Annotated in this window: 21 protein-coding genes; 12 read left to right on the top strand and 9 right to left on the bottom strand. The window is 44.0% G+C overall.

What is annotated here, in order from left to right; all coding sequences use genetic code 11:
- Window positions 1-27: 27 nt before the first annotated feature.
- A complete protein-coding gene (gene sixA / locus LEP1GSC058_RS12010) occupies window positions 28-510 on the bottom strand; it encodes a phosphohistidine phosphatase SixA (protein WP_016550271.1) in 483 nt (160 codons plus the stop codon).
- A gap of 99 nt (window positions 511-609) precedes the next feature.
- Here sixA and LEP1GSC058_RS12005 point away from each other — a divergent pair, with 99 nt between their 5' ends.
- The 3 genes from LEP1GSC058_RS12005 (at window position 610) to LEP1GSC058_RS11995 (ending at window position 3,975) form a co-directional block, all read left to right on the top strand.
- On the top strand, window positions 610-1,539 hold the full coding sequence (locus LEP1GSC058_RS12005) for an ABC transporter ATP-binding protein (RefSeq protein WP_039948607.1): 930 nt from the start codon (window positions 610-612) through the stop codon (window positions 1,537-1,539).
- A complete protein-coding gene (locus LEP1GSC058_RS12000) occupies window positions 1,514-2,362 on the top strand; it encodes an ABC transporter permease (protein ID WP_232224686.1) in 849 nt (282 codons plus the stop codon). Before LEP1GSC058_RS12005 ends, LEP1GSC058_RS12000 begins: the two co-directional genes overlap by 26 nt.
- Window positions 2,363-2,451: 89 nt before the next feature.
- Window positions 2,452-3,975 (top strand): HDOD domain-containing protein, encoded by a 1,524-nt coding sequence (locus LEP1GSC058_RS11995; RefSeq protein ID WP_016550559.1) that lies wholly within the window; start codon window positions 2,452-2,454, stop codon window positions 3,973-3,975.
- An 18-nt stretch (window positions 3,976-3,993) separates the two neighbouring features.
- On the opposite strand, the gene rsmA is transcribed toward LEP1GSC058_RS11995, so the two are convergent.
- From rsmA to LEP1GSC058_RS11955, 8 genes are all read right to left on the bottom strand, one after another.
- Window positions 3,994-4,875 carry a 16S rRNA (adenine(1518)-N(6)/adenine(1519)-N(6))-dimethyltransferase RsmA gene (rsmA, locus tag LEP1GSC058_RS11990; protein WP_016550196.1) on the bottom strand — a complete coding sequence of 294 codons (882 nt, stop codon included), beginning with the start codon at window positions 4,873-4,875 and terminating at the stop codon, window positions 3,994-3,996.
- Window positions 4,847-6,757 carry a ComEC/Rec2 family competence protein gene (locus tag LEP1GSC058_RS11985; protein WP_016550994.1) on the bottom strand — a complete coding sequence of 637 codons (1,911 nt, stop codon included), beginning with the start codon at window positions 6,755-6,757 and terminating at the stop codon, window positions 4,847-4,849. The genes rsmA and LEP1GSC058_RS11985 overlap by 29 nt, the downstream gene beginning before the upstream one ends.
- A gap of 92 nt (window positions 6,758-6,849) precedes the next feature.
- Window positions 6,850-7,827 (bottom strand): tryptophan--tRNA ligase, encoded by a 978-nt coding sequence (trpS, locus tag LEP1GSC058_RS11980; protein WP_016550386.1) that lies wholly within the window; start codon window positions 7,825-7,827, stop codon window positions 6,850-6,852.
- Window positions 7,824-9,665 carry a hypothetical protein gene (locus LEP1GSC058_RS11975; protein WP_016549451.1) on the bottom strand — a complete coding sequence of 614 codons (1,842 nt, stop codon included), beginning with the start codon at window positions 9,663-9,665 and terminating at the stop codon, window positions 7,824-7,826. Before LEP1GSC058_RS11975 ends, trpS begins: the two co-directional genes overlap by 4 nt.
- A gap of 3 nt (window positions 9,666-9,668) precedes the next feature.
- The gene (locus LEP1GSC058_RS11970; protein WP_016550844.1) at window positions 9,669-10,259 is read right to left on the bottom strand and encodes a LolA family protein; all 591 of its coding nucleotides are present in this window, start codon (window positions 10,257-10,259) and stop codon (window positions 9,669-9,671) included.
- 32 nt (window positions 10,260-10,291) lie between these two features.
- Window positions 10,292-11,251, bottom strand: coding sequence for an electron transfer flavoprotein subunit alpha/FixB family protein (locus LEP1GSC058_RS11965; RefSeq protein ID WP_016550093.1), 960 nt, complete (start codon window positions 11,249-11,251; stop codon window positions 10,292-10,294).
- Between the two features lie 11 nt (window positions 11,252-11,262).
- On the bottom strand, window positions 11,263-12,024 hold the full coding sequence (locus LEP1GSC058_RS11960) for an electron transfer flavoprotein subunit beta/FixA family protein (protein WP_016550694.1): 762 nt from the start codon (window positions 12,022-12,024) through the stop codon (window positions 11,263-11,265).
- 97 nt (window positions 12,025-12,121) lie between these two features.
- On the bottom strand, window positions 12,122-12,418 hold the full coding sequence (locus tag LEP1GSC058_RS11955) for an LIC10362 family protein (RefSeq protein WP_016549855.1): 297 nt from the start codon (window positions 12,416-12,418) through the stop codon (window positions 12,122-12,124).
- Window positions 12,419-12,666: 248 nt separating this feature from the next.
- Between LEP1GSC058_RS11955 and LEP1GSC058_RS11950 the strand changes: the two genes are divergently transcribed.
- The 9 genes from LEP1GSC058_RS11950 to LEP1GSC058_RS11910 all read left to right on the top strand — a co-directional run bounded on the left by LEP1GSC058_RS11950 (window position 12,667) and on the right by LEP1GSC058_RS11910 (window position 21,986).
- Window positions 12,667-13,851 carry an acyl-CoA dehydrogenase family protein gene (locus LEP1GSC058_RS11950; RefSeq protein ID WP_016549413.1) on the top strand — a complete coding sequence of 395 codons (1,185 nt, stop codon included), beginning with the start codon at window positions 12,667-12,669 and terminating at the stop codon, window positions 13,849-13,851.
- Window positions 13,852-14,008: 157 nt separating this feature from the next.
- Window positions 14,009-15,100 (top strand): LIC_10091 family lipoprotein, encoded by a 1,092-nt coding sequence (locus tag LEP1GSC058_RS11945; protein ID WP_016550399.1) that lies wholly within the window; start codon window positions 14,009-14,011, stop codon window positions 15,098-15,100.
- A gap of 11 nt (window positions 15,101-15,111) precedes the next feature.
- The gene (locus LEP1GSC058_RS11940) at window positions 15,112-16,254 is read left to right on the top strand and encodes a CapA family protein (RefSeq protein ID WP_039948339.1); all 1,143 of its coding nucleotides are present in this window, start codon (window positions 15,112-15,114) and stop codon (window positions 16,252-16,254) included.
- A gap of 204 nt (window positions 16,255-16,458) precedes the next feature.
- Window positions 16,459-17,295 carry an aldo/keto reductase gene (locus LEP1GSC058_RS11935; protein ID WP_232224685.1) on the top strand — a complete coding sequence of 279 codons (837 nt, stop codon included), beginning with the start codon at window positions 16,459-16,461 and terminating at the stop codon, window positions 17,293-17,295.
- A gap of 102 nt (window positions 17,296-17,397) precedes the next feature.
- Window positions 17,398-18,294 (top strand): alpha/beta fold hydrolase, encoded by an 897-nt coding sequence (locus LEP1GSC058_RS11930; protein ID WP_016549731.1) that lies wholly within the window; start codon window positions 17,398-17,400, stop codon window positions 18,292-18,294.
- 190 nt (window positions 18,295-18,484) lie between these two features.
- Entirely contained in the window at window positions 18,485-19,306 is an 822-nt protein-coding gene (locus LEP1GSC058_RS11925) for a hypothetical protein (protein ID WP_016550220.1), read from the top strand.
- 118 nt (window positions 19,307-19,424) lie between these two features.
- Window positions 19,425-19,781: a PilZ domain-containing protein gene (locus LEP1GSC058_RS11920; RefSeq protein ID WP_039948338.1), complete on the top strand. Its 357-nt coding sequence runs from the start codon at window positions 19,425-19,427 to the stop codon at window positions 19,779-19,781.
- Window positions 19,782-19,877: 96 nt separating this feature from the next.
- Window positions 19,878-20,657 carry a GNAT family N-acetyltransferase gene (locus LEP1GSC058_RS11915; protein WP_016551015.1) on the top strand — a complete coding sequence of 260 codons (780 nt, stop codon included), beginning with the start codon at window positions 19,878-19,880 and terminating at the stop codon, window positions 20,655-20,657.
- 234 nt (window positions 20,658-20,891) lie between these two features.
- Window positions 20,892-21,986, top strand: coding sequence for a hypothetical protein (locus LEP1GSC058_RS11910; RefSeq protein ID WP_039948606.1), 1,095 nt, complete (start codon window positions 20,892-20,894; stop codon window positions 21,984-21,986).
- Window positions 21,987-21,997: the final 11 nt, after the last annotated feature.

Here is a 21,997-nt window from a genome sequence, read left to right as displayed (position 1 = left end):
AAACCCAATTTTAGGTCCGACTCAAACTCAACATAGAAAGTCCGGAGAGACGAACCAAATAATCTGTCCTCCTAAGAATTTCTCCCTTGGAACATTCACTGCTAAAGCCGATCCGGGCGTAAACAGGAACGATTTTCCGACGCCGGATATTCCTAGCAATTTCTCCGAGAAAATACTCACGTCAGGACTATGTCCAACGATCAAGATTGCATCCGAATTCGAGTAATCTTTTAGTAATGAGCAGGTCTGAGCATATTCTTCCCCAGGCTGCAGATATTCCAATGATTCCGTTTCCTCGTTCGGGCGTAAAATTTCCGCATAGATTTTGGCGGTTTCCGCGGTTCTAATGAAGGGACTATGGTAGATTTTTTTTATTTTAAAGCCGGTTAAGAAAAATCGCGCCATCTTTTCGATGTCGGCTTTTCCTTTGGCAGTGAGAATTCGTGAGGAATCTTTTCCGTCAGGAGAAGCCGGTTCAGCTTCTCCATGCCTTGCAATTATAATCTTCATGGAATAAAAACCGGATTCAACCTTTCGTTTTCCGGAAAAAGATTGCCGGGGTTTCGACTGGAACCTATCGTTCTCGGCACTTGGTCTAAGGATTTTCTGATGTCCCAATTTGCAATTGAAATCGAAAGCCTTCGTAAAAATTATCCTGGCGTACAGGCGCTTCGAAGTATTCATTTAAGTGTTCCTCGCGGGGGAATTTTCGGCCTTTTAGGACCGAACGGCGCCGGAAAGACGACGTTAGTAAGAATCCTACTCGGTTTTTCTCGACCGACTAGCGGTGAATGCAAAGTTCTCGGTGAATCCCCTTCTCCGGCAGTTCGCGCACGCATAGGATATCTTCCGGAGCGTATGGCGGTTTCTCCCTTCTTAACGGGTAGGGAGTTTCTGGAAGCGAGCCTTCGACTTGCGTTTTTCAAGGCAAAGGAGGCAAAAATCAAGAGTAAAGAACTATTAAGCGAATTAGGTTTAGCAGATGCCGCGGACCGAAAAGTATCAACTTATTCTAAAGGGATGTTACAAAGGCTGGGCTTGGCGCATGCATTGGGCGCAGAACCGGAACTCCTACTATTGGACGAGCCGGGGACCGGACTTGATCCTGCCGGCTATAAGGAATTTAGGGACCGAATTATAGCGGAGAATGTAAAGCGAGGGGTTACCATCTTAATTAATTCCCATCGTTTGCCGGAAGTGGAGCAAATCTGTACTGAAGTAGGTATATTACATAAAGGTCAAATTAAAGCTCAAGGACGGCTTGATGAGCTTAGGCAGGGCAAAGATAGAATTCGCATACGCCTTGAAGCGGATGCGGGATTAGAATCGTATTTGGAAGGAATTTCTTTGGATTTTAAAAAGGACGGTAAAGAATGGGAGATTCGACCCAAACCGGAGATCGACGTGCGTAGACTTCCCGCGGAGCTAGTAGAAAGGGGAGCGGACCTCTTCCTTTTTGAAAGGAAAACCGAATCGTTGGAAGAAGTTTTCCTTCGTTTAACGGGGAGCCTCGATGCTAAAGAAGAGGCGAGTCATTAAAATGAATCTAAAATCGAAACAATCGTTTTCATTTTTTTTCGTTTCTATGTTCTTACAGCTGCCTGTCCTAATAAAGCTAACGCTTCTACAGGTGCAGCGTCGGAAGGCGCTATTCTTCCTATTTTCGCTTCTTGCGTTTTATTTGTTAGGGGAATGGTTTTGCACCAGCACATTCGGCGATAATATCACGAAGGGCGTATCAGTCGGGACGTATTTTACTCTCTCTTCGCTTTGGGTGACGGTCTTTCTGGTAATGATGACTTCAGATTTGTTGCGTCAGGACCTCGATTCCCAGGTTCACACTCTTTGGTTGAGTAGACCTCTCGATCCTTTGGTATATTTGGCGGGGAAAGGGATTACGTTGTTAATCTTGGTTATGCTGTTTTTGGTCGGAGCGTTTGCCATCCATTCGGCCTTTGCAATGGAGATTCCTTGGGATTTTTTACTCTATCAAGGAGTGATGTTTCTATCTTACGGTTTTTTAGTGGTCTTTGCTTTATTAATCACTTTGACTGCCAATCAAACGATTTCCGTTTTATTGTCCTTCGGATTACTTCTCGGCACGGCCATTTTAGATTTCATCGTATATAACGGTGTGGTGGACGGGTCCGCTGAATTGGCCGAAAATCAAAAGCTTTTTGTCAAAATTGCGTATTGGGTTTTACCGCAACTCGGTACCGTTTATTACCACTCCGGAAGACTTTTGGAGGGAAAAGTAGAAGACCCATTTTCTTACGGACCTTATTCTTTTTTACAAGTCGGCGCCTGGATTTTGCTTTTGAAGGCGGCTTTGATCGGAGCAACTCGTCGCAAGGAAATTTAAGAAAATCGGTGGTTTTAGCATTAAAGTAATCTGGAGTTGACAAAACGTTCCGAAAAATATGATATAGGGAACTGCCTTCCGTAGCGAAAATGAACATAAACTGGTACCACTTCGAAAAAGAAGGATACTATCTCAGCGTACGTAACGTAAACGAGCGTATCGAAAGGCTAAACCCTCTTTATATTCGAATTACGACATTAAACCGAAACGTAGACAAACTTCTGAACGTTTTGCTCGATCGTTATCTGGTCTATCTGGACGCGATATCTCTTAAGGAATCGGTTTTTTCCATTCTACGTGAGAGCGTAATGAACGCCGTTAAGGCCAACTCCAAGCGGATATTTTTCTCCGAAAATAACCTGAATATTTCCGATCCCGAGGATTACACCAAAGGGATGGCGAATTTTAAAAAGGAGATGATTCGAGATAAAGAGCGATACGCCGAGCTTCTTGAAAAAGTCAAATTTCATTGCCTGATTACTATGGCTTTCAATCGATCGAGCTTCCTGATGCGCGTTTCCAATAACGCGCCGATCATTGCAGAAGAACTGAAGAGGGTTGAAAATAGGATCGGCAAGAGCCGTGAATACAATGATCTAGGAGAGGTTTTTGCCGATCACGCCGACGACTCCGAAGGAGCCGGACTCGGGCTTGCGATGTCGCTTCTCATGTTGAAAAACGAAGGAATCGAAGGGGACTGCTATAAGCTCAAAGCGGAAGGGGCAGTCACTTCCGCTTATATAAAAATTCCCTTGGATTTCAAACACCGGAATGTTTCTTATCAGAGGACGGTCGAAATTATCGCCGAAATCGATAAGCTTCCTACGTTTCCGGAAAATCTAAATCAGATCATGAGTCTGATCAGTAAACCCGATTCGTCCATAACGCAGATTACCGAGTCCGTTTCAAGAGACGTTTCTCTTTCGACAAATATTCTGAAACTTGCCAACTCAGCTTCTTTCGCTCAGGGAAGAAAAGTGGAAACGCTCGACGAGGCGATTAAACGAATCGGACTTTCTGAGTTAAATAATATTCTTCTAAGTCTTGGCACGAAGAAAATACTCGAAGAAAGGTATAAAGAGTTCGAACAGATTTGGGAGCGATCCAGCTTATCCGCGTATATCTGCCGAAGGTTGGGAGAGCGTATGGGTTGGAAAAAAACGTTCTTAACCAATTTAGTCTGCGCCGCTTTACTTCATGACATAGGTTTGGTTCTTCTGCTATCATTGGAACCTGAAATCGTGGCCAAATTGACGGAACTGACCGGAAAAAACCTATTAGCATCGACGCTCGGCTTGGAAGAAGCTGCATTAGGAATTACTCATACTTCGCTCGGTAGTATGATCTGCGAGAAGTGGAATTTCTCGGATACGATCCGAGTCGCCGCCGAATATCATCACCGGCCCTTAATGGCCAAAAAGGAATCTCGAGATGTAGTCTTTGCCGTGTATCTTTCCGATTGGATTATCGATTGTTACGAGGGGAAGGCGGATCCTGCCGCGATTCACTGGGAGGTACTTCTACATTTCGGGTTTAAAAAAGACGAGGAATGGAAAGAGTTCGGCGATAGAATTATAAACGAATATAAGGCGTTTCAGCGCCAGTCTCGATAGGGCTTCCTAAGGTTTCCTTTAATTGAAAGGAAATTTTTCCGCTACGAGATAGAAATCCTCCTGCTTCAACTCTTCGGGTCGCTTATCGATCGATATTTCCGCCGATTTTACGGCGAGTGAAAGACGGGATCTTAAAGAATCTTCCTTATCCTGAAAAGGAAATTCTCCTTTCGGATAAAATGATCTTATCGGGGCTTCTTTTAAGGATGAACTCAGTTTTTTCCGCTTTCCCCAAAACGCGACTCGACATAGCAATTCAAGCGCCTGATAATACTTCCTTTCTGCGAACCGCGGCGCCGATTTAAAACTAAGGATCGAGGAGTCTATATTCGGAGCAGGGTAAAAGCAACCTGCTTTAATCCTTTTCCGTAATTTAAAAATTCCATATGCTCCGGCGTATATTCCGAGTGAAGAAATTTCTTTCGTGAGGCGAACGGCAAATTCCTTTTGTACGAGGAAAACGGCGCCCTTTAGGCCGTTCAATCTTTCCAATGCGAGGATAATAAGCTCCGACGTTATATAATAGGGGAGGTTTCCAAAAAGAAAACAATCTGTGTCGGGCGGCAATCGTAAGGTTTCTCTCGCGTCTCCCCGAACAATTTCCGCACCGGGAAGGAAATGTTCCAGCCATTCCGCATAAACAGGATCGATCTCATATAACCTCAATTTCTTTTTGAATCGAATCAATAAGTGAGAAAGAGCGCCCAACCCCGGGCCGATTTCCAATATGATTTCAGAACTTTGCAGAGCTTCCGGGTCGGCGCTATCGATTAAGCTTTGAACGGCTTTCGGGTCGATGAGAAAATTTTGTCCCCACTTCTTTAACGGCGCAGAGGATTTTGATTTTAGGAATTCCCGAAGGACGGATGTTTTAAAAAACGGGTATTCCGGGAAGCTCATTGCTTCCAATAAACTCCCAGCCGGAACCGATTCCAAGCTGTTTTCGAACTTTATTCCATTCCTTCGCATTATCTAATTTGCCGAAGCGCGGACTTAACAAAATAATTCCTCGGCCTTGTTGCGTAAATTTTACCAGACTAAAAACCGAATCTTTTCCGACTTCGAACCGTATGAGTTGTCCAGGTTCCGTCGGAAGGGAAAATCTGTTTCTCTTCGGAACGATTTGCCAGTTCGTGAGATTACGGGAAGAAAGCGATTTTTTACCGCCGTATTGGAATCGCGCGTTTGTTCGATGTCTAAAGCACGATAGAATCCAGCGCATGCAGGATTCGTCTTCGATATAAACGTTCTCGATCGTAGTTTGCCCTGAATTTTCTCCGCAGAAGAGTTGGGCGTCTTTTCCGAAAGATTTATAAAATAAATTCGAGCTGTATTTACATTTCCCTCCCAAAACTAATTCTTTTTCGTTTCTAATTACAAAGCTGAATTTGTCCCCGTAGAATATCGGCGGTAATCGAACGTATTGAGACGAAACGGCAAGAAGATAATAGAATCCAATGCAGAAAATCAATAATGATAAACGCATTAGAAGAATAGGATCGACAATTTTTCGAATTATGCCGGATTTTTTAGGAACAATCGACAGGTTCAGCGAACTTTTTACCTCTTCGCGTATCGGTAGAGATCGAATGAAGAACAAAAATACGATAAATAAAACCAAAACGACTAACGCTAGTTGCTTCGATTCGCCTCGGTAGATTTTCGAGAAGGTAAGCTCGTTCTCGCTCCAAAACACGGTGATCTTTCCGAGAATGTTGATTAATATTTTTACCAATAACCAGAGACAATCTTTCAGGTAAGGGATCGATAAGAATTCTATAAGCAATGCGGAATATAATAACGGGAGTAATATTCCGCATAGAGGAACTAAGAGCAGATTTATTCCCAGTGAACCGAAACTAAAGGTTCCGAAGCATGCGACCAATGTCGGAAAGGTGCCCAGCCCTGCCGCGAAAGAGAGCGTTAGATTCTCCCGAAAGAAAAACCCTATTTTTTTCAATGCCCCGGTGTCCTCAGTGTCTTGAGGAAAGCAAAGATCTAAACACGGTTTCAAAAGTAAAATCGACGCGACTGCGCCGAACGAAAGGAGAAACGATACTCCGAACGATCTTACAGGGTCCCAAAAGTATAAAATTCCTGTCGAAGCTATGAGTAAATCCGACGGACGCGTTCTCCGAAAGAATAGAGTTTGCAAAAGAAGAAAGGACGAAAATACCCAGGCTCGCGCCAAAGATACCGGAAAACCGAGCAACGAGAAATATAGAAGCCCGAGCAGAATCGGTATGACTCGAGGGAAAAAATATCCTAATACGGGAAAATGTTTTAGAACGGCGAAGACGCAGCCCAATAATATTCCCAAATGAAGTCCCGATGCTGCGAAAAGATGGAGTATGCCTCCGTCTTTAGCGTCTTGTTTAAAATCCTTGTTTAGATTTTTTGCATCTCCCAGTACTAATCCCAGGGAGATTTCCTTCTCTAACCCCTCGACGTTTGCCGATTCCAGCAGTTTTCCGACGAAAGCACTGGACTTATCCTTCCAAATTTTCGATTCATTTAAGAAGGGTGCGGTTCTTTTAGTAAATCCGGATATAAGGAGAAGAAAAAAGAGTAGGATACCCCAACCGAAGGAGAGAGCCTTTTTATGAATCGGCTTTAGAAAGGAAACGAAAACGATCGAAATACATCCGATTCCGGTCCATACGAGCAGAAAATCTACGAATAAGAAACGACAGAATTGGCTAGATAAAATGCCGAGAACTAAATACGAAAAAGAAGAGGACGGGATCCAGTCTCGATATTTTTCCTCTAAAAACCGTATCATGAGGGAAACGGTTCCCGGATTAAAAAGATTACTTACATTTTTCCAATTAGTCGAAGAGACAAATTGTTAGTCGGAAGAAAGACTACGAGGATTTATTTTACGGTGCCGATTCCTATTCCCATCTTGTTTCGCACAGTATCAAGAATTGGAGTCGCAGCATTGCGAGCTTTATCGGAGCCTTTTTTCATTATATCCCTAACATAGGTCGGGTCGGCCGCTATTTTTTCCCTTTCTTTTCGGTAAGGAGCAAAGTAATCCAAGACTTGTTCCAATAGGGCTTTTTTCAAATCGCCGTAACCCGTGCCGGGTGTAACGAATTTTTCCTTTAGTCGCGCTTTGTTTGCATCGTCCAGGAAAAGGGAATGAATCGTATATATTAAATTTTTATCATAATCCTTAGGATCGTCGATCCCGGCGGAATCCGTTACGATTCCCATCACCGCTTTTTTGATCTTCTTTTCATCGTCGAAAAAATTGATCGTATTACCGTACGATTTGGACATTTTCGCTCCGTCCGTTCCGGGTACAATCGCGGTGGATTCATCGATTTCCGGGTCGGGTAATTTAAAGGTTTGCCCGTATTGCGCATTGAAGCGCTCCGCAATATCTCTAGTAAGTTCTAAATGCTGCTTTTGATCCTTTCCCACCGGAACTCTGTCGCTGTTGAAGGCGAGAATGTCGGCGGCCATAAGAACGGGGTAAAAAAATAAGCCGCCGCTCGGCGTAATTCCTTTTGCAACCTTATCCTTAAAAGAATGAGCTAACTGTAGTTGAGGAACCGTGATTGACATCCCTAAATACCAGGCTAATTCAGTGACTTCCGGGACGGAGGATTGAATCCAAAAAGTGCATTTGTCAGGATTGATTCCGAGAGCGAGAAAATCGCAGACGGCATCATAAGTATTTTCGGTGTGATTTTTTGCTGAAGAGAAAGTCGTCAATGCGTGCAAGTCTGCCACAAAGCAGTATAGGTCCGATGAATTTTGATATTCGACTAACTTCCGTATAACGGAAAAATAATTGCCTAAATGTAATTTTCCGGACGGTTGAACACCGGTTAAGATCCTCATACTTCCTCCGAGGATTCGTTTAGCGGCGAGCCTCCCTCAAACGGCTTGCCGGATAAACGCTCGTATTCGGCACGAAGAGCTTTAAGTTCGCCGTCGATTTTACGATGGGCAGTCAATTTATTTACGGTGAATTTATCCTTGTAAATGACCGCGTAATTGAATAGGAGCTGGGCCATATCTACGAAAACATATTCGAGGGATTTATTGTTTAAACGATTTCCGGACACGATAGTCGAATCGTAATAAGGAATGAATCTATGAAGAACTTTGATTTCATCGATGACTTTTTCCTTCGAGGCCAGAACTCGATCGTTTAACTGACCTTTGACCTCGTAATCTTTTGCGAGCAAATGATTTTCCACAAGAACGTTGATTTTTTCCGCGAATTTTCCCATAAATGCTGAGGCTTCGCCTAATAATCGCAAAAGATTAAGCGTAATCTGGTCTTCTACCGCACTGCCGGAAGTGTTTTGATTAAACGTAGCGAAGGTATATTGGAAACTCGGATATTTTTTATTGAATGCATCCAACTGGCGGAGTAGATTATTGATTTCCTCAATTTCTCCCTTAAACAAACCGGTTTGCATGATGATCACGTCACGGTTATGGTTTTTCGTTCCGATTTTAACCATTCCTTCCAGAATCGGAGAGTAGCAGGATTGAAAATCTCTTAGTAGTATATATATAAGTTTATGAGGCATTCCCTTGAAAGAGGATTTGAACGCCGCCGAGTTCATATTTTCCGGCATATGGTGAGCGAAATAATCGTCCACTACTCCGTTTAGGAAGTCGAAGGAAATTTTGCCGTTCTCATCTATTTTAAAATATCTTTGTCTTAGATTTTGAAGTTCCTCTTTTTTATTTCCACGAGTGATTATGTCGTCGGAGAGTTTAATAAGAGTGGTGTCCACTTCCTTGGTAATATCAGGGGAACCTTGGAATTTCATTTCGTTGATTGGCGGAACGTTTAATGAATCTATAATCTCTTCCCATGTGATCACTTTTCGATTGGAAACCACGTAGAAAGCACGAATTGCGTCCGTTAATTTCGGTTTTCCGGTTTCCAAATTCAATCCATAATTCAATCCGGATAAAATGGACGGTAGTTTGACTGAAAGTTTTTCGTCTTTTTTTACGAGATCGGGCACGTGGGTTAAAATGATATCTTTCGCATCGTCTCGGGATAAATGTCTAGCATAGTACATCTGCATCTTTAAGGATCGATTCAAAAAGATTTCGGGCGAGATTTCGTCGATAAAGAGGGAATCGAGAGAAATAAAGTTATTAAAGAATTTATTAAAATTTAATACTACGTTATATACTAATGGGCGCCAATGTCTCCAGCCCTGGCTTTCGGCCAATCGAAGCGCCTGCAAGGTCGAGATGATTTGGTCCTCTTTCAAGGCTTTGAATAAACGTTCTACCGACGGCGCGATTTTCGAATTCCGACCCAAGAATCCGACTTCGACCGTTCCGGTCTCTTTCGCGAACTTGGTGATTGCCGCATTTCCGCCGAATAAATTCGCTAAAAATCCTAGACCGACTGCGCCTGAGTCGTTCGTTTTGCGAACCGGTTTAGGCGGCGTTTTAGAAGAGGATGAAGCAGGGAGATTTGAGGATTGCTTAGCGGCCTTTTCATCTTCTTCCGTTCTCCGGTTATCTTCCCGCTTTTTCTGCTCAAACTCTTCGTCGACTTTCTTCATCAAGTCGATTCGAATAAAGATATCATTCGATTTTTGTATTACTTCGTCTATCTTCTGCTGATGTTCCGGAGAACGAGGTTTACGGTAAAGATCCGCGAATATTTTGTGGGCGTCGGTGCGCGATGTTGCAGACAAAGCCTATTCCCTCTCGTTGAGCGGGTTCTCCACGATTTGTGCATTTGAAGGTGCTCCAAAATTGAAGAGTGAAGCCGATAATCCTACGTTTGTTTGGACTCCCGAAAAGGCGATAGAGGTATATTCTCCGGAGCCCTTATGCTTCATCCGTAAGGATCTTGGAGTATTGTCAGGTCCTAAGGTCACGACGATTTCTTCGTAAGTCCGATTAGGAGATTTTAGGCGAAGAGAGCCGCCAACCGGTGTGACTTCCTCGTAGCCGGATAGCAATCCTCCGATTCCCCCGCTCATTCCTTTTAAATCCTGTTTGCCCACAATTCCTCTCGAAGGAGAATAAAACCAGAGAAAGCGACCATTGGCAGCTATAACTCTCCCGTCAGAGAATTTGACGTGTAATTGATTCGGTTTTTTGTACGAAAGTGTTCCGGAAAGTTCGTTATTGATGGTTACGCTAGCTCGGAAACTGGAAATTTCATTCATTTTTCCTATAAGTGCGTTTAAACGGTCCCGACCCGGATCCGGTAAAATAGAAGTGCCGCAAACCAAAATGGCCGCGGCACTTAAAAAGGATATAAACCCCTTGGATGAAACCATAATTGTTCTTACTATGGCTTCATTAGACGAAATTATCCAAGTACTTTTTTGAACTCGTCGGTAAGAGCCGGAACGACTTCGAAGAGGTCGCCTACGACTCCGTAGGTAGCCACTTTAAAGATCGGTGCATCTCCGTCCTTATTGATTGCGACGATATACTTGGAAGAGCCCATACCGGCCAAGTGTTGAATTGCACCTGAAATGCCGCATGCAATGTAACAATTAGGAGAAACGGTTTTTCCGGTCTGTCCAACTTGATGGCTATGAGGAATCCAACCAGCATCAACAGCTGCGCGAGAAGCTCCGAGAGCCGCGCCTAAAACGTCCGCCAATCCTTGAAGAATCGGCCAATTTTCAGGACCTTTAATACCGCGTCCACCGGATACGATGATGGAAGCTTCCGCTAACTGGACTTTGTTTCCACCGCTTAGATCGGAAGAAACAATCTTCACTTTCGCGTCGCCTGCAGAAGGCGATGCCGCTTCGACCGCACCCGCGCCTGCTTTTTGACCGACTTCTTGCGAGTTAGGGCGAACGGTGAAAATAGAGATAGGGCTGGTAACTTTAAAGTTTCCGTATGCCTTACCGGAATAGATCGGTTTCTTCGCTACGACTTTTCCGCCGTCAACGGAAAGTCCTACCACGTCCGCAATGATTCCTGCTCCGACTTTTACCGCTACGCGGGGAGAATAATCTTTTCCTTGTGAAGTGTGGGGTAAAAGAACCACGGATGGATTCTTATCTTTGATCACACCTGCAACTAGATTTGCCCAAGTTTCAGCGTTATACTCGCCGGCATTTACGGTTAAGATTGAATCCGCGCCGACTGCAGCTAGTTCACCGGCAAATTTCTCCACTCCGGATCCGAGTAGAACGGCGGTCACTTTTCCGCCTAGGGCATCCGCGATCTTGCGACCTGCGGAAGTAATTTCTCTGGAGATCTTTTTGAGTTCTCCGTCTTTGAGTTCGCCTACGATTAATACGTTACTCACGGGTCTTCTCCTTAGATAACCTTAGCTTCTTCGCGAAGAGCTTTCACAAGCTGTTCTGCAAATCCCTTAGCGTCCGCTGCTTCCAGCTTGCGACCAGGAATACGAGGAGGAGGGGGTTCAAGACCGACGATTTCAATCTTGCTCGATGGATTACCCAGGTCGGCGGGAGATTTACTTTCAATCGGCTTCTTCTTAGCAGCCATTAAACCTTTAAGGTTCGGATAACGAGGTTCGTTAAGGCCTTTTTGAGCGGTGATGGCGACTGGAAGAGTGGTTTCGACGATTTGCGTTCCACCTTCCACTTCTTTAGTTGATTTAACGTTTGTTCCGTTAATTTCCAAGCTTACGGCAAAAGCTATATGAGGAATTCCCAATGCTTCAGCGACTTGAACGACAACTTGAGAGCTGTCGGAGTCGATCGATTGGCGTCCTCCGATAATTATATCGGCGTTTTCCGATTTTGCAAAATTAGCAATTAATTCAGCAGTCAAAACGGTATCGAAAGGAACGTAGTTGTCCACTTTGATCTGTACCGCGCGGTCTGCTCCCATTGCATAGGCTTGGCGGAGGGACTCTTGAACGCGATCGGGACCGAGGGAAACTGCAATAACTTCCCCTCCGTTTTTCTCGCGCAATCTGAGACCTTCCTCGATGGCGAATTCATCGTACGGAGAGATAATCCATTTAATTCCGGCTTCGTTGATGGATTTGTCCCCGACTTTAATATTCGTTTCGGTGTCAGGCACCTGCTTCACTAAAACGATGATCTTCATGGACCTGGGTTCTCCAATAAAAATAGGGCTATAAACACGAAATTTCCAAAAAGCTCGGATGCAAACTACTTTTTTAGCTTATTTTGGGAAATCTCCCTCATCGAAACAGAATGAACGTTCTACTCCAATAATAATCCCAGACTAATCCTCCGATGATTACCAGAACATTCATGTCGGATTTAAGTAGAAACGTTAATCCCCAAAAATAAGGAAGAAGTAAGAAAGAACCGAAGAATAAGAACCAGTAAATCGACTTGGGAGAAAATGGAGAGGCGAAGGATTGCAAAAAAGCCTCTCGTAACCCGTTTAAAGAATACTCGTTCAGTCCTTTATTTCTGGATCCTAAAAAGAAAGAGAGAATACAAATACCAGTTAATACGACAGAATATGCCATTCAGGTTCCATCCTAACCCGGAGCGAGACCGATAAAATGCCGATGGCTCGGTTTTGTCTCGGAAGCCGGAAAAAAAGAAAATGCGGTTTTCTAAACCGCTCTTACAATAGGATACTAGGGCAGGGTGTCCAGTCCCTTTTAAGCCGAGACTTTCGCGTCGATGCGGTTTGAATTATGATGAAAAAATCAAAGAAAGAAGATTCGTTGGATTCCGTTAGCGACGGAAAAGTAGGAAGAGAGGTTTGCGTATGAAAGGCGTATTAGACAAGAGTTTTGATTTATTCAATCCTACGGAGAATCATCTCTCCTTGCGGGAAAACGTAGCGATGTTCGCTAAGCAAAGTTTGGACGAACAGGCAAAAGAGCACGACGATGGAGAACTATTTAATGCGCCCCTTTTCCGCCGACTTGGCACTGAACTAGGAATTTTCGGCGTAACGGTTCCGGAGGCAGACGGCGGCATGGGTTTGGATCCTGTAGCAAGCGTCATCATTCATGAGGAATTTTCCGCATACGATCCCGGATTTACCCTTTCCTACTTAGCTCACGAGGTGCTGTTTGTGAATAATTTCTACTACAGCTCCAACGCTCTTCAAAAGCAAAAGTATCTGTCGAAAGTCTTATCGGGAGAATGGATCGGCGGGATGGGCATGACCGAACCCGGGGCGGGAACCGACGTACTCGGAATGAGTACGATAGCCGTTCGTCGCGGGGACAAATACATTCTGAACGGCACAAAACAATATATTACGAACGGAAATGTCGGCCAGGTTTTTCTCATATATGCAAAAACAAGCAAAGACGCAAGACGCACGACCGCCTTCATCGTGGAAAGCGCCTTTCCCGGATTTAGCGTGGGAAAAAAAGAGGAAAAGATGGGAATGCGATCTTCTCCCACAACTCAATTAGTTTTTGATAATGCGGAAGTTCCTGCTGAAAATCTAATCGGCGTGGAAGACGGCGCTTTAGTTCACATGATGAGAAACCTCGAAATCGAGAGAGTTACCTTGGCAGCGCAATCCTTGGGAATCGCAAAACGCTGTGTCGAAGTCATGTGCGATTATACGATTCGCCATAGAGAAGCCTTCGGTAAAAAACTCATCGAATTCGGTCAAATCCAAAGACTCGTAGCGGAATCCTATGCCGACTATCAGGCTGCCCGCGCATTAGTCTATGATGTTGCGGCAAAAATTCATCCGGAAAACCGCAATTCGCTCGGAGCGGCATCCGCAAAGCTCGTCGCTACGCAAATGGCGGAAAGAGTTTCCAGAAACGCGATCCAAGTTTTGGGCGGCTACGGCTATTGTCGTGAATATCCCGTGGAAAGATTGCATAGGGACGCGATTTTACTTTCTATCGGCGGGGGAACCAACGAAGCCATGCAGAAGAATATTGCAGCGGATTTGAGGGCATTATACAGTACATCGCATTGATATGACCTCCTCTATATCGGAGAGGGTAGCGCCTCTCCGAGTAGAAATCTCTCTAACTTTCGACTCGTAAAGTTCTTCCCCCCGTAACACCTCTTAATAAGTTCTGTTTCGGAGCCTGGGAAATCAGAGACCGGCTCCTAATCGATCGAGGGAAATCATGACATTCAGAAAAAAAACCGCAGAGAATTTACACGCGAGTTTTTCCTCAAGAGTCTATAAAACAATCTTTCTCATATACCTATCGTTTTCCGCGGCGACTTGCGGAACGCTTTCCGTTACCGAGCATAAATATTCTTCCAGCAATCTAAATCGAGACGTTTTGACTTTGGATGAAACGGATCCGTTACCTGCCGATCGTAATCTTCACGCCGATCATTATCCGGCTTCGAACGAAAGAAGATTGGATTTATTTCGTTCGAGTGTGGAAGGACTCGGAGGCGGTTATATCGGAGTAGGAACGGACCAAAATCTTACACTCGTTGCCTGGGCAAAAAGCGAGTATGCATTTCTTGCCGATTTTGATCCTGTAACCGTTGCGATTAACCGAATTCATTTGTATTTTTTTGAAATTTCTCCCACTTATGCGGAATTCGAGGCGCTATGGGATGGAAAGAATAAAAAGGAAACTCTCGCAGTTTTGGAAAAGAGATTCTCCGCAGACCCCGAATTCAAGGTGATCAGTAAAGCATACGAGATTGCGCTTAAGAAAGGCGGCGTTCCACAAAGGCTTGCCGATCTAAAGAAAATGTCTAAAACCTTCGATTTTAAATCCTTTCATAATGATTCCAACGATTATACTTATCTGCGAAATATGGTTTTGGAAGGACGCATTCTTGCGATCGACGGAAACTTATTAGGGATGAAAACATTCCGGGCAATCGGTGAAAAAGCCACCAAGATCCGCATACCGATCCGTATCCTTTACACTTCGAATGCCGAGGAATATTTCCGGTATCCGGACGATATGAGAAAGAATTTCCTAAGCCTTCCGACCGACGAAAAAAGCATCGTCATTCGCACTCTGACGAAAGGAGCTAAGGTTTTCGGATTTCCGGACGGAGAAATGTTTCCGAAGGATTATCCGTTTCATTATAATGTTCAATCGATGGATAATTTTAAGATCTGGCTAAATAAACCGGGCCCTCTTTCCACCACCGCAATCTTATCCAAAAGAAAGCAGATCGTGAAAGGGTTTTCCATTATCGAAGGAACTCCGACTGACGATTCCAAGAAGACCGCGCAAAAATAAATCCTTAGCCGATGATTCGATTATTTATGACGCTCCGAAAAGTTTTCTTTTTCTCATCAACTTTCGGGTTACTGTTAGTTTGCTCCGCGACCGGCGGCCAAGTTAGGTCCACTTCTCCAAACATATTACGAATGGTAGCAGTCGGAGATATCATGTCGCATCAGACTCAAATGGATTCGGCCTATGATAAATCCTGCGATTGCTGGGACTTTGGCGGAGTCTTCGAAGAGATTGCTCCAATGATTTCCGAGGCGGACTTGGCAGTGGGAAATTTGGAAACTACATTGCCAGGAGATCCGAAACAATATACCGGATATCCTCAATTTGGTGCCCCCGATTCCCTTGCGAAAGCGATTCGAGATACCGGGTTCGACCTTCTTTCTACTGCCAATAATCATTCCTGTGATAAGGGTAAAGAAGGAGTGGTTCGGACCGTTACGGTCTTAGAGGAGTTGGGTTTAAAACATTTAGGAACATATAGAACTCGGGAAGAATATGAGAAGAATCGAATTCTTAAGGTGCAAGTCGGCGATTTTGATTTAGTATTCCTGGATTATACCTATGGAACAAACGGTCTTGAAATCCCCGCCGGAACCGTCGTAAACCTAATCGATAAAACCAGAATTTTAGAAGACATCGCGTTGGCTAAAAAAAGTAAACCGGATGGAATCATCGTGATGTATCATTTCGGTACGGAGTATCTGCACGAACCGGACGCATTTCAAAAAGAAACTGTGGATTTTACTTTGGAAGCGGGCGCCGATATCGTATTAGGCGGTCATCCTCATAGTTTGCAGCGATTCGGAAAGAAAATGATTAAGGACCGCTTTGGAATTGAGAAAGAACGATTTTTCATCTATTCTTTAGGGAACTTTATCTCCGGGCAGGATCGTCGATACGTAGACGGCGGAATCGTTTTAAATTTCTCCCTTTCCAAAGAGACTGGAAAACTTTCGATTACGGATATTTTCTACGAACCTATTTGGGTATATATAGACCGGACCGGATCTAAAGGACCTAAGTTCAGATTGCTTCCCGTTCGAAAATACTTAAAAAACGACCAACCGCGAAAACTTCCGGAAGCGGCCTTTCAAAGAATGTTACAATTTTACAAGGATACTAAAGAAGTATTGGGGCCTCCGGGTCCAAAATAATCGATTTTCGGATTTTAAACTTGTTTTTCTTTCCGATTTAAGCGTTTATTTTTTCCGAAGGTTAGCCGGTAGGAAATGAGGCGCTTATCTAGAAAAGATTTTTTCGGAATAGGTGCAGGATTGCTGGCAACGCATCTTTGCAGAAAATTTGAAAATCTTTTTTCTCTCTCGGCCGAAACGAGAAAGATCGAAGGGAGACCGACTATGCTCTTGCGGAAAATTCCCAGCTCCGGGGAAACAATTCCGGCCATCGGCCTAGGAACCTGGCAAACTTTCGACGTTACGTCAGACGACCATTCCCTCGCTTCTTTAGATGAAGTGCTACGGGATTTTCTGCAAGAGGGAGGAACGGTAATCGATTCTTCTCCTATGTATGGGAGAGCCGAAGAAACCGTCGGAATTCTTTCTCAACGGTTAAGCGAACCCCAACGCCGAAAGATATTTTTTGCAACGAAAGTGTGGACGAAGGGCGAAGCAGCGGGGCGGGCTCAGATAGAAGCTTCCTTTCGAAAAATGAAAGCGGAAAAAATCGACCTTTTTCAAATACATAATCTTTTAGATACGTCCACACATTTAAAAGCGCTTAGGGATTTGAAGGAAAAGGGAAAGATTCGGTATATCGGTCTGACTCATTTTACTCCTTCCGCATTTGCCGAAATGGAACGGATTGCCGAGAAAGATAGAGTGGAATTTCTTCAAATTCCTTATTCGATCATGACACGGGAGGCGGAAAATCGTCTTTTACCGTTTGCGGCTCAAAAGGGGATCGCGGTCCTCGTCAATCGACCTTTCGAAGAAGGTGGGCTGTTTCGAAGAACTAGGGGTAAAATACTCCCGGAGTATTTTAGGGAATGGGGATGTGATTCCTTTGCTCAGGCTTTTCTAAAATACATTATTTCTCATCCGGCAGTCACTTGTGTAATTCCCGCGACGGCGAAACTTTCCCATCTACAGGATAATATGCGGGCTGGATTCGGAAATTTGCCGGACAATTCGGAAAGAAAACGCTTCCTATCCAATTTACTCGAAGCCCTGGAATAGAAATTTCGGTTTTCGCTTTCGAACGGATTGCTGTGAAAAGGAAATTTTCCTCTTTTCAAGGAAAACAAATGCCCTAGAATATTCCCGCCTGGAGAATGAACTATGTCGGAAAAATTATGGAAGACTCATGCACTCGCGTGGAAGGCAGCGGGAATATTCTTCGAATGGAAACGGAAGAAAATCTTTTATAGAACAGGTGGAAGTGGCGAGAATCTTTTGCTTTTGCATGGATTTCCCACTTCTTCCTGGGATTGGAAAAACCTATGGGAAAGTCTCACTTCTCGGTACCATGTAATAGCTCTGGACTATCTCGGATTCGGATTTTCGGATAAACCGAAAGGAGGCCATTATTCGGTGTTTCAATACGCCGACCAGGCGGAAGATTTGCTTCAGGATTTAAAGGTTAGTGAAGTTCACCTTCTTGCCCATGATTTGGGCGATACGGTTGCACAGGAATTGTTGGCTCGATTTCGGGAAAAGTTGGCAGGACAAAGAATTGGAGGCCCGGATTTAAAATCAGCATTCCTGCTCAACGGCGGAATATTTCCGGAAACTCACCGACCTAGAACTATTCAAAAATTGTTGAATGGTCCGTTCGGGTTTCTCTTTTCGAATTTACTAAACAAATCCTCTTTCGAACGTAATTTGTCCGAAGTCTTCGGCCCGGAGACAAAGCCTACTAAAGAGGAGCTGGACGGTTTTTGGGAATGCGTGAGCAACGGAGGAGGAAGGGCGGTTTATCATAAACTCATTCGATATATAAGAGAACGAAAACTCTTTCGAGAAAGATGGGTCGGCGCGATATTGGACTCACCCGTACCGTTTGCATTCGGAGACGGATTAATAGATCCGGTGAGTGGAATACAAGTCGTCCAAAGGTTAAAACAATTCAGACCGGAAGCAAAGATCTATGAATTTCCTAAGATAGGACATTATCCTCAAACCGAGGCTCCTGAGGATGTGCTTAAAGCATATTATAACTTTCGATCGCAACTTTAAATTATACTGACGGTTCTTTATTTCGCGATCGGGGCGAAATAGAAACGCATGTTCATTTTGTTGCAACGTTCGACATCATTGCCTTCGTTTGCCTTATTTTGAACCGGCGGAAAGGATATTTCATTTCTATTATTTCCTTGAAAAAAAGGAAATTCCTGTAAGAATGAAACTAAAGTGAAAGAAACCTCTGATGCCGAAAGTCGCTTACAATAATCCGCGTTTCTTCGACTTCCTATATGATGATTTTCTCTGCGCCGTTGTGGATTCGCATGTAGTAAGTTCAGGTGTACTATTTCATTCTCTCACTAAAGAAAGCGTCTGGGAATTGTTCGAAATCACAGGAGTGCTTTCCGAGCTAAAGAAAAAAGGATATCATTCGCCTAAGTTAGATTTATCCGGAACGGATGATCTGTACCAACGAGTAGTTCTTACCGAAGGCGGAGAAATTCTGATTCATCTCAGACTGAGTATCCAAGAATATCGGATTCAAATTAACGACTACTTCTTCAAGGAAAAATATCTAGTCATCAACTGGCTGCAAACACGTCATCCGAAACATCCGGATCGGGTAAAAGCTAGATTGTATCCGGGGCAGGATATGCCCGGTCTCGGAATATTTCCGGAGATGGCGGATTTTATCGGATTTTTAATCATTTCGCTGCGGCTGAACGGAGCGGTCGTGCGCCCCGAATATTTCCACGACGCGGTACTCTTCTCCAGAAAATTCCAATTTTTAGAGGTAGAATCGAAGGCTCTCTTTAAGGCCTTGAGAAATGCATTTCCGAAACATTCAATCAGAGCCGTTTCAACCTTATTACAACAGGGCAAAGTAATAGATCAGAAACGAGGGGTAATCGAATGGAAACCGGTAGAAATGATTTTCTTTTTAGAAAAAACCCTATCTCATTTTGTTTTTAACCGTAAGTTCGAAAAAAAAGTCTTTAAAGCCACGGAAAGCTATAAGCTTACCTTACAGGAAGGGGCCGAGGAAGAGTTAGGCCTAAAGGCTTAGGCGATTTTTCGAACATTTGTTTTGAAAATATTTTTATTTTAGATATAATTTTATTCTCCCGTCTCATTAGCTATTAGGTTAGCTTTGGCCAGGTTTCGGCTTTTTTGGAGGAACGCGGATGGAGAAGAGAAAGCATATACGTGTTGTGCCTTTTCACAACCAGCCGGTTCAGGTTCAATTGATGGGGAATGGATTCATAGAAATCCTCATCGCTCAAGACTTGAGCGAAAATGGAATAGCAATACGTGTTCCTCATCATTTCGACGGCTGCGATATTCATTCCGCCGTGGAATTAGTCGTTTCGCTGCCCGGATATAAACCGTTCAAAGCCATGGGACTCATTAAACACTTAGCCCCCGCTAAAGAAGCAGCCGGCTTTTTTGGAGTTCAATTCACTCAATTAGATCCAAAAGGAAAAACGTTTTTGGGTGATTTTGTAAAAAAATTAGTCTCTCAGCGCAGAATGGCAGGTTAATAAGGCCAGTCACCGGAATTTCTTTCCCTCGTAATCCGACTGTAACGAAAAGGAAGGATAGATGGAACTATCCTACAGAAAGGAAGAAGGACAACAATGGGATCAGGATCTGTCCAAAACAGGCTAAAAACAGAAAGAAAACTCGAGGTTAGAATTGCCGAGAATCAACTCGAAATCGAGAGAACATTGGCCCTGCGCTATGATGTTTTCAATCTTGAGTTAGGCGAGGGTTTACCCCAATCTGCGGCGACTCGTAAAGACCGCGATGAGTATGATCTTTTCTGCGATCACCTAATCGTAGTCGATAAGAATCGCGACGATATGATCGTAGGAACTTACCGAATTCTAAGGAGAAGCGTTGCAAAAGCGAATCTAGGTTTTTACTCGGATAACGAATTCGATATTACTAAGATTTACGAACTCGAACGCGAACCTGCGGAAATCGGTCGTAGCTGCGTTCACCCGGAATATAGAGACGGTTCGGTAATTTCTCTTCTTTGGGGCGGACTAGCCCAATACATGAAGAAAAATAATATCGGGTATCTATTCGGATGCGGCTCGGTTCACAGTACCGATGTGCAGACTGCAAACGACGTATACGCTTTCCTAAAAGAGAAAAAAGCTCTTGCCGGTTCGACGTTCGATGTCACTCCGCTGCCCGGTTTTGAAATGCCGGATTTCGACTCGAATTATGCGCCGGAAGATATTAAGGAAGTAACGAAAAGAATTCCTGCCTTGATTAAAGGATACATTAGAGCGGGTTCGCTCATTTGTGGAACTCCTGCATTAGACAGCGTATTCAAAACGACGGATTTCTTCATTCTCTTCGATATCAAAGATATTGAAGCTAGATATAGCAAACATTACCTCGAATAAAAATTCTAAGGTTATTCTTGTCGGGAAACAATCGAGCGTAGGATTTGATGTTTCGACCCGAGCGGTCGGAAGGCAATTTAAACCACGGAATTTCCCGATTTCTCGGGGATGATCGCCCTTGACCTGGCATCCATCCCCGATTTCCTTTACTTTACTAGGTTGAAACTATTTGGTTTCGGTCAATTTGCAAACCGAAGTAAGGTGCCGTGCCTTTATCCGATTCCACTATTTGAAATGAACCAAATTGATTTTCAGCACCCATCCTTTCGCGACCAAATCCGCTTTTATTCCCTCGTTTGTGTTGCGGCCACTTTAATGATCTCCGGATATATGTACGGGTTTTCTTCTTATTATTTAGGATGGTTTGCTTTTGCAATTTCCGCGTTCTCGGTGGCCGGTAACGACGCCGTTCAAACTTTAGGAACTTTTATCGAAAGTAAAAAATCCGTTCGTTGGATTTATAAAGTAGCCGCACTCGGTGGCTTACTGACTTTAGTTTTTTGTTATGCTTGGATCGTAGATTCGAGAGAAATACACTTTAATCGTCTGGATGAATTCAAACCGGTTTCGAACTTTAACCTTCTCCAACTAATAGCGCCTCTTATCCTAGTCGTAATTACTAGGATGCGGTCTCCGATCTCCACGACGTTTCTAATTCTGGGATTGTTCGGCGGCCAAAATATCGAAAAGATGCTCAGCAAATCTTTTTTAGGATATATGATCGCCTTCGGAACGGCGGTTGTTGTCTGGGGAATTCTGGTAAAAATCGATTCTAAAGAATATACCGAGGATCATACTCCCGATCCTAGAACCGAACGTCGGTGGGCTATTCTTCAATGGTTTTCCACGCTTTTTCTCTGGGGCGCCTGGCTTGCTCAGGACGCGGCAAACATCGTGGTCTATATTCCGAGACAATTGACGGCGCTCGAATTGATGGCGGCAGTTTCCATCTTAATCCTCGCGCTCGGCGTCATTCTTTACATGAACGGCGGAACGATCCAAGAAATCGTAACGGAAAAATCGGACATCCAATGGTCCAAGGCCGCAACTATCATAGACCTGGTTTACGCCTGTATTCTGCTCTTTTTCCAAAAGTGGAGCGACATGCCTATGTCCACGACATGGGTGTTTTTGGGAATGCTTGCAGGGCGGGAGATTATTTTGAACTTTCTGACATACCGGGACGCTCCTTATTTGGAAACGTTCCGCAAGGTCGGAAAGGACGTTTTATTGGCGTCGCTCGGGATAGCGATCAGCATTTTTGTTTTTATTCTTGCCTCCCAAATATACCCGGAAGGCAATTCCATTTTGCCTAAGCTTCTTCGTTGATTCGCTGAAAA

It is taken from the genome of Leptospira fainei serovar Hurstbridge str. BUT 6, assembly GCF_000306235.2.
Classification (GTDB): Bacteria; Spirochaetota; Leptospiria; order Leptospirales; family Leptospiraceae; genus Leptospira_B; species Leptospira_B fainei.
This window is presented reverse-complemented; position numbering and strand designations above follow the sequence as displayed.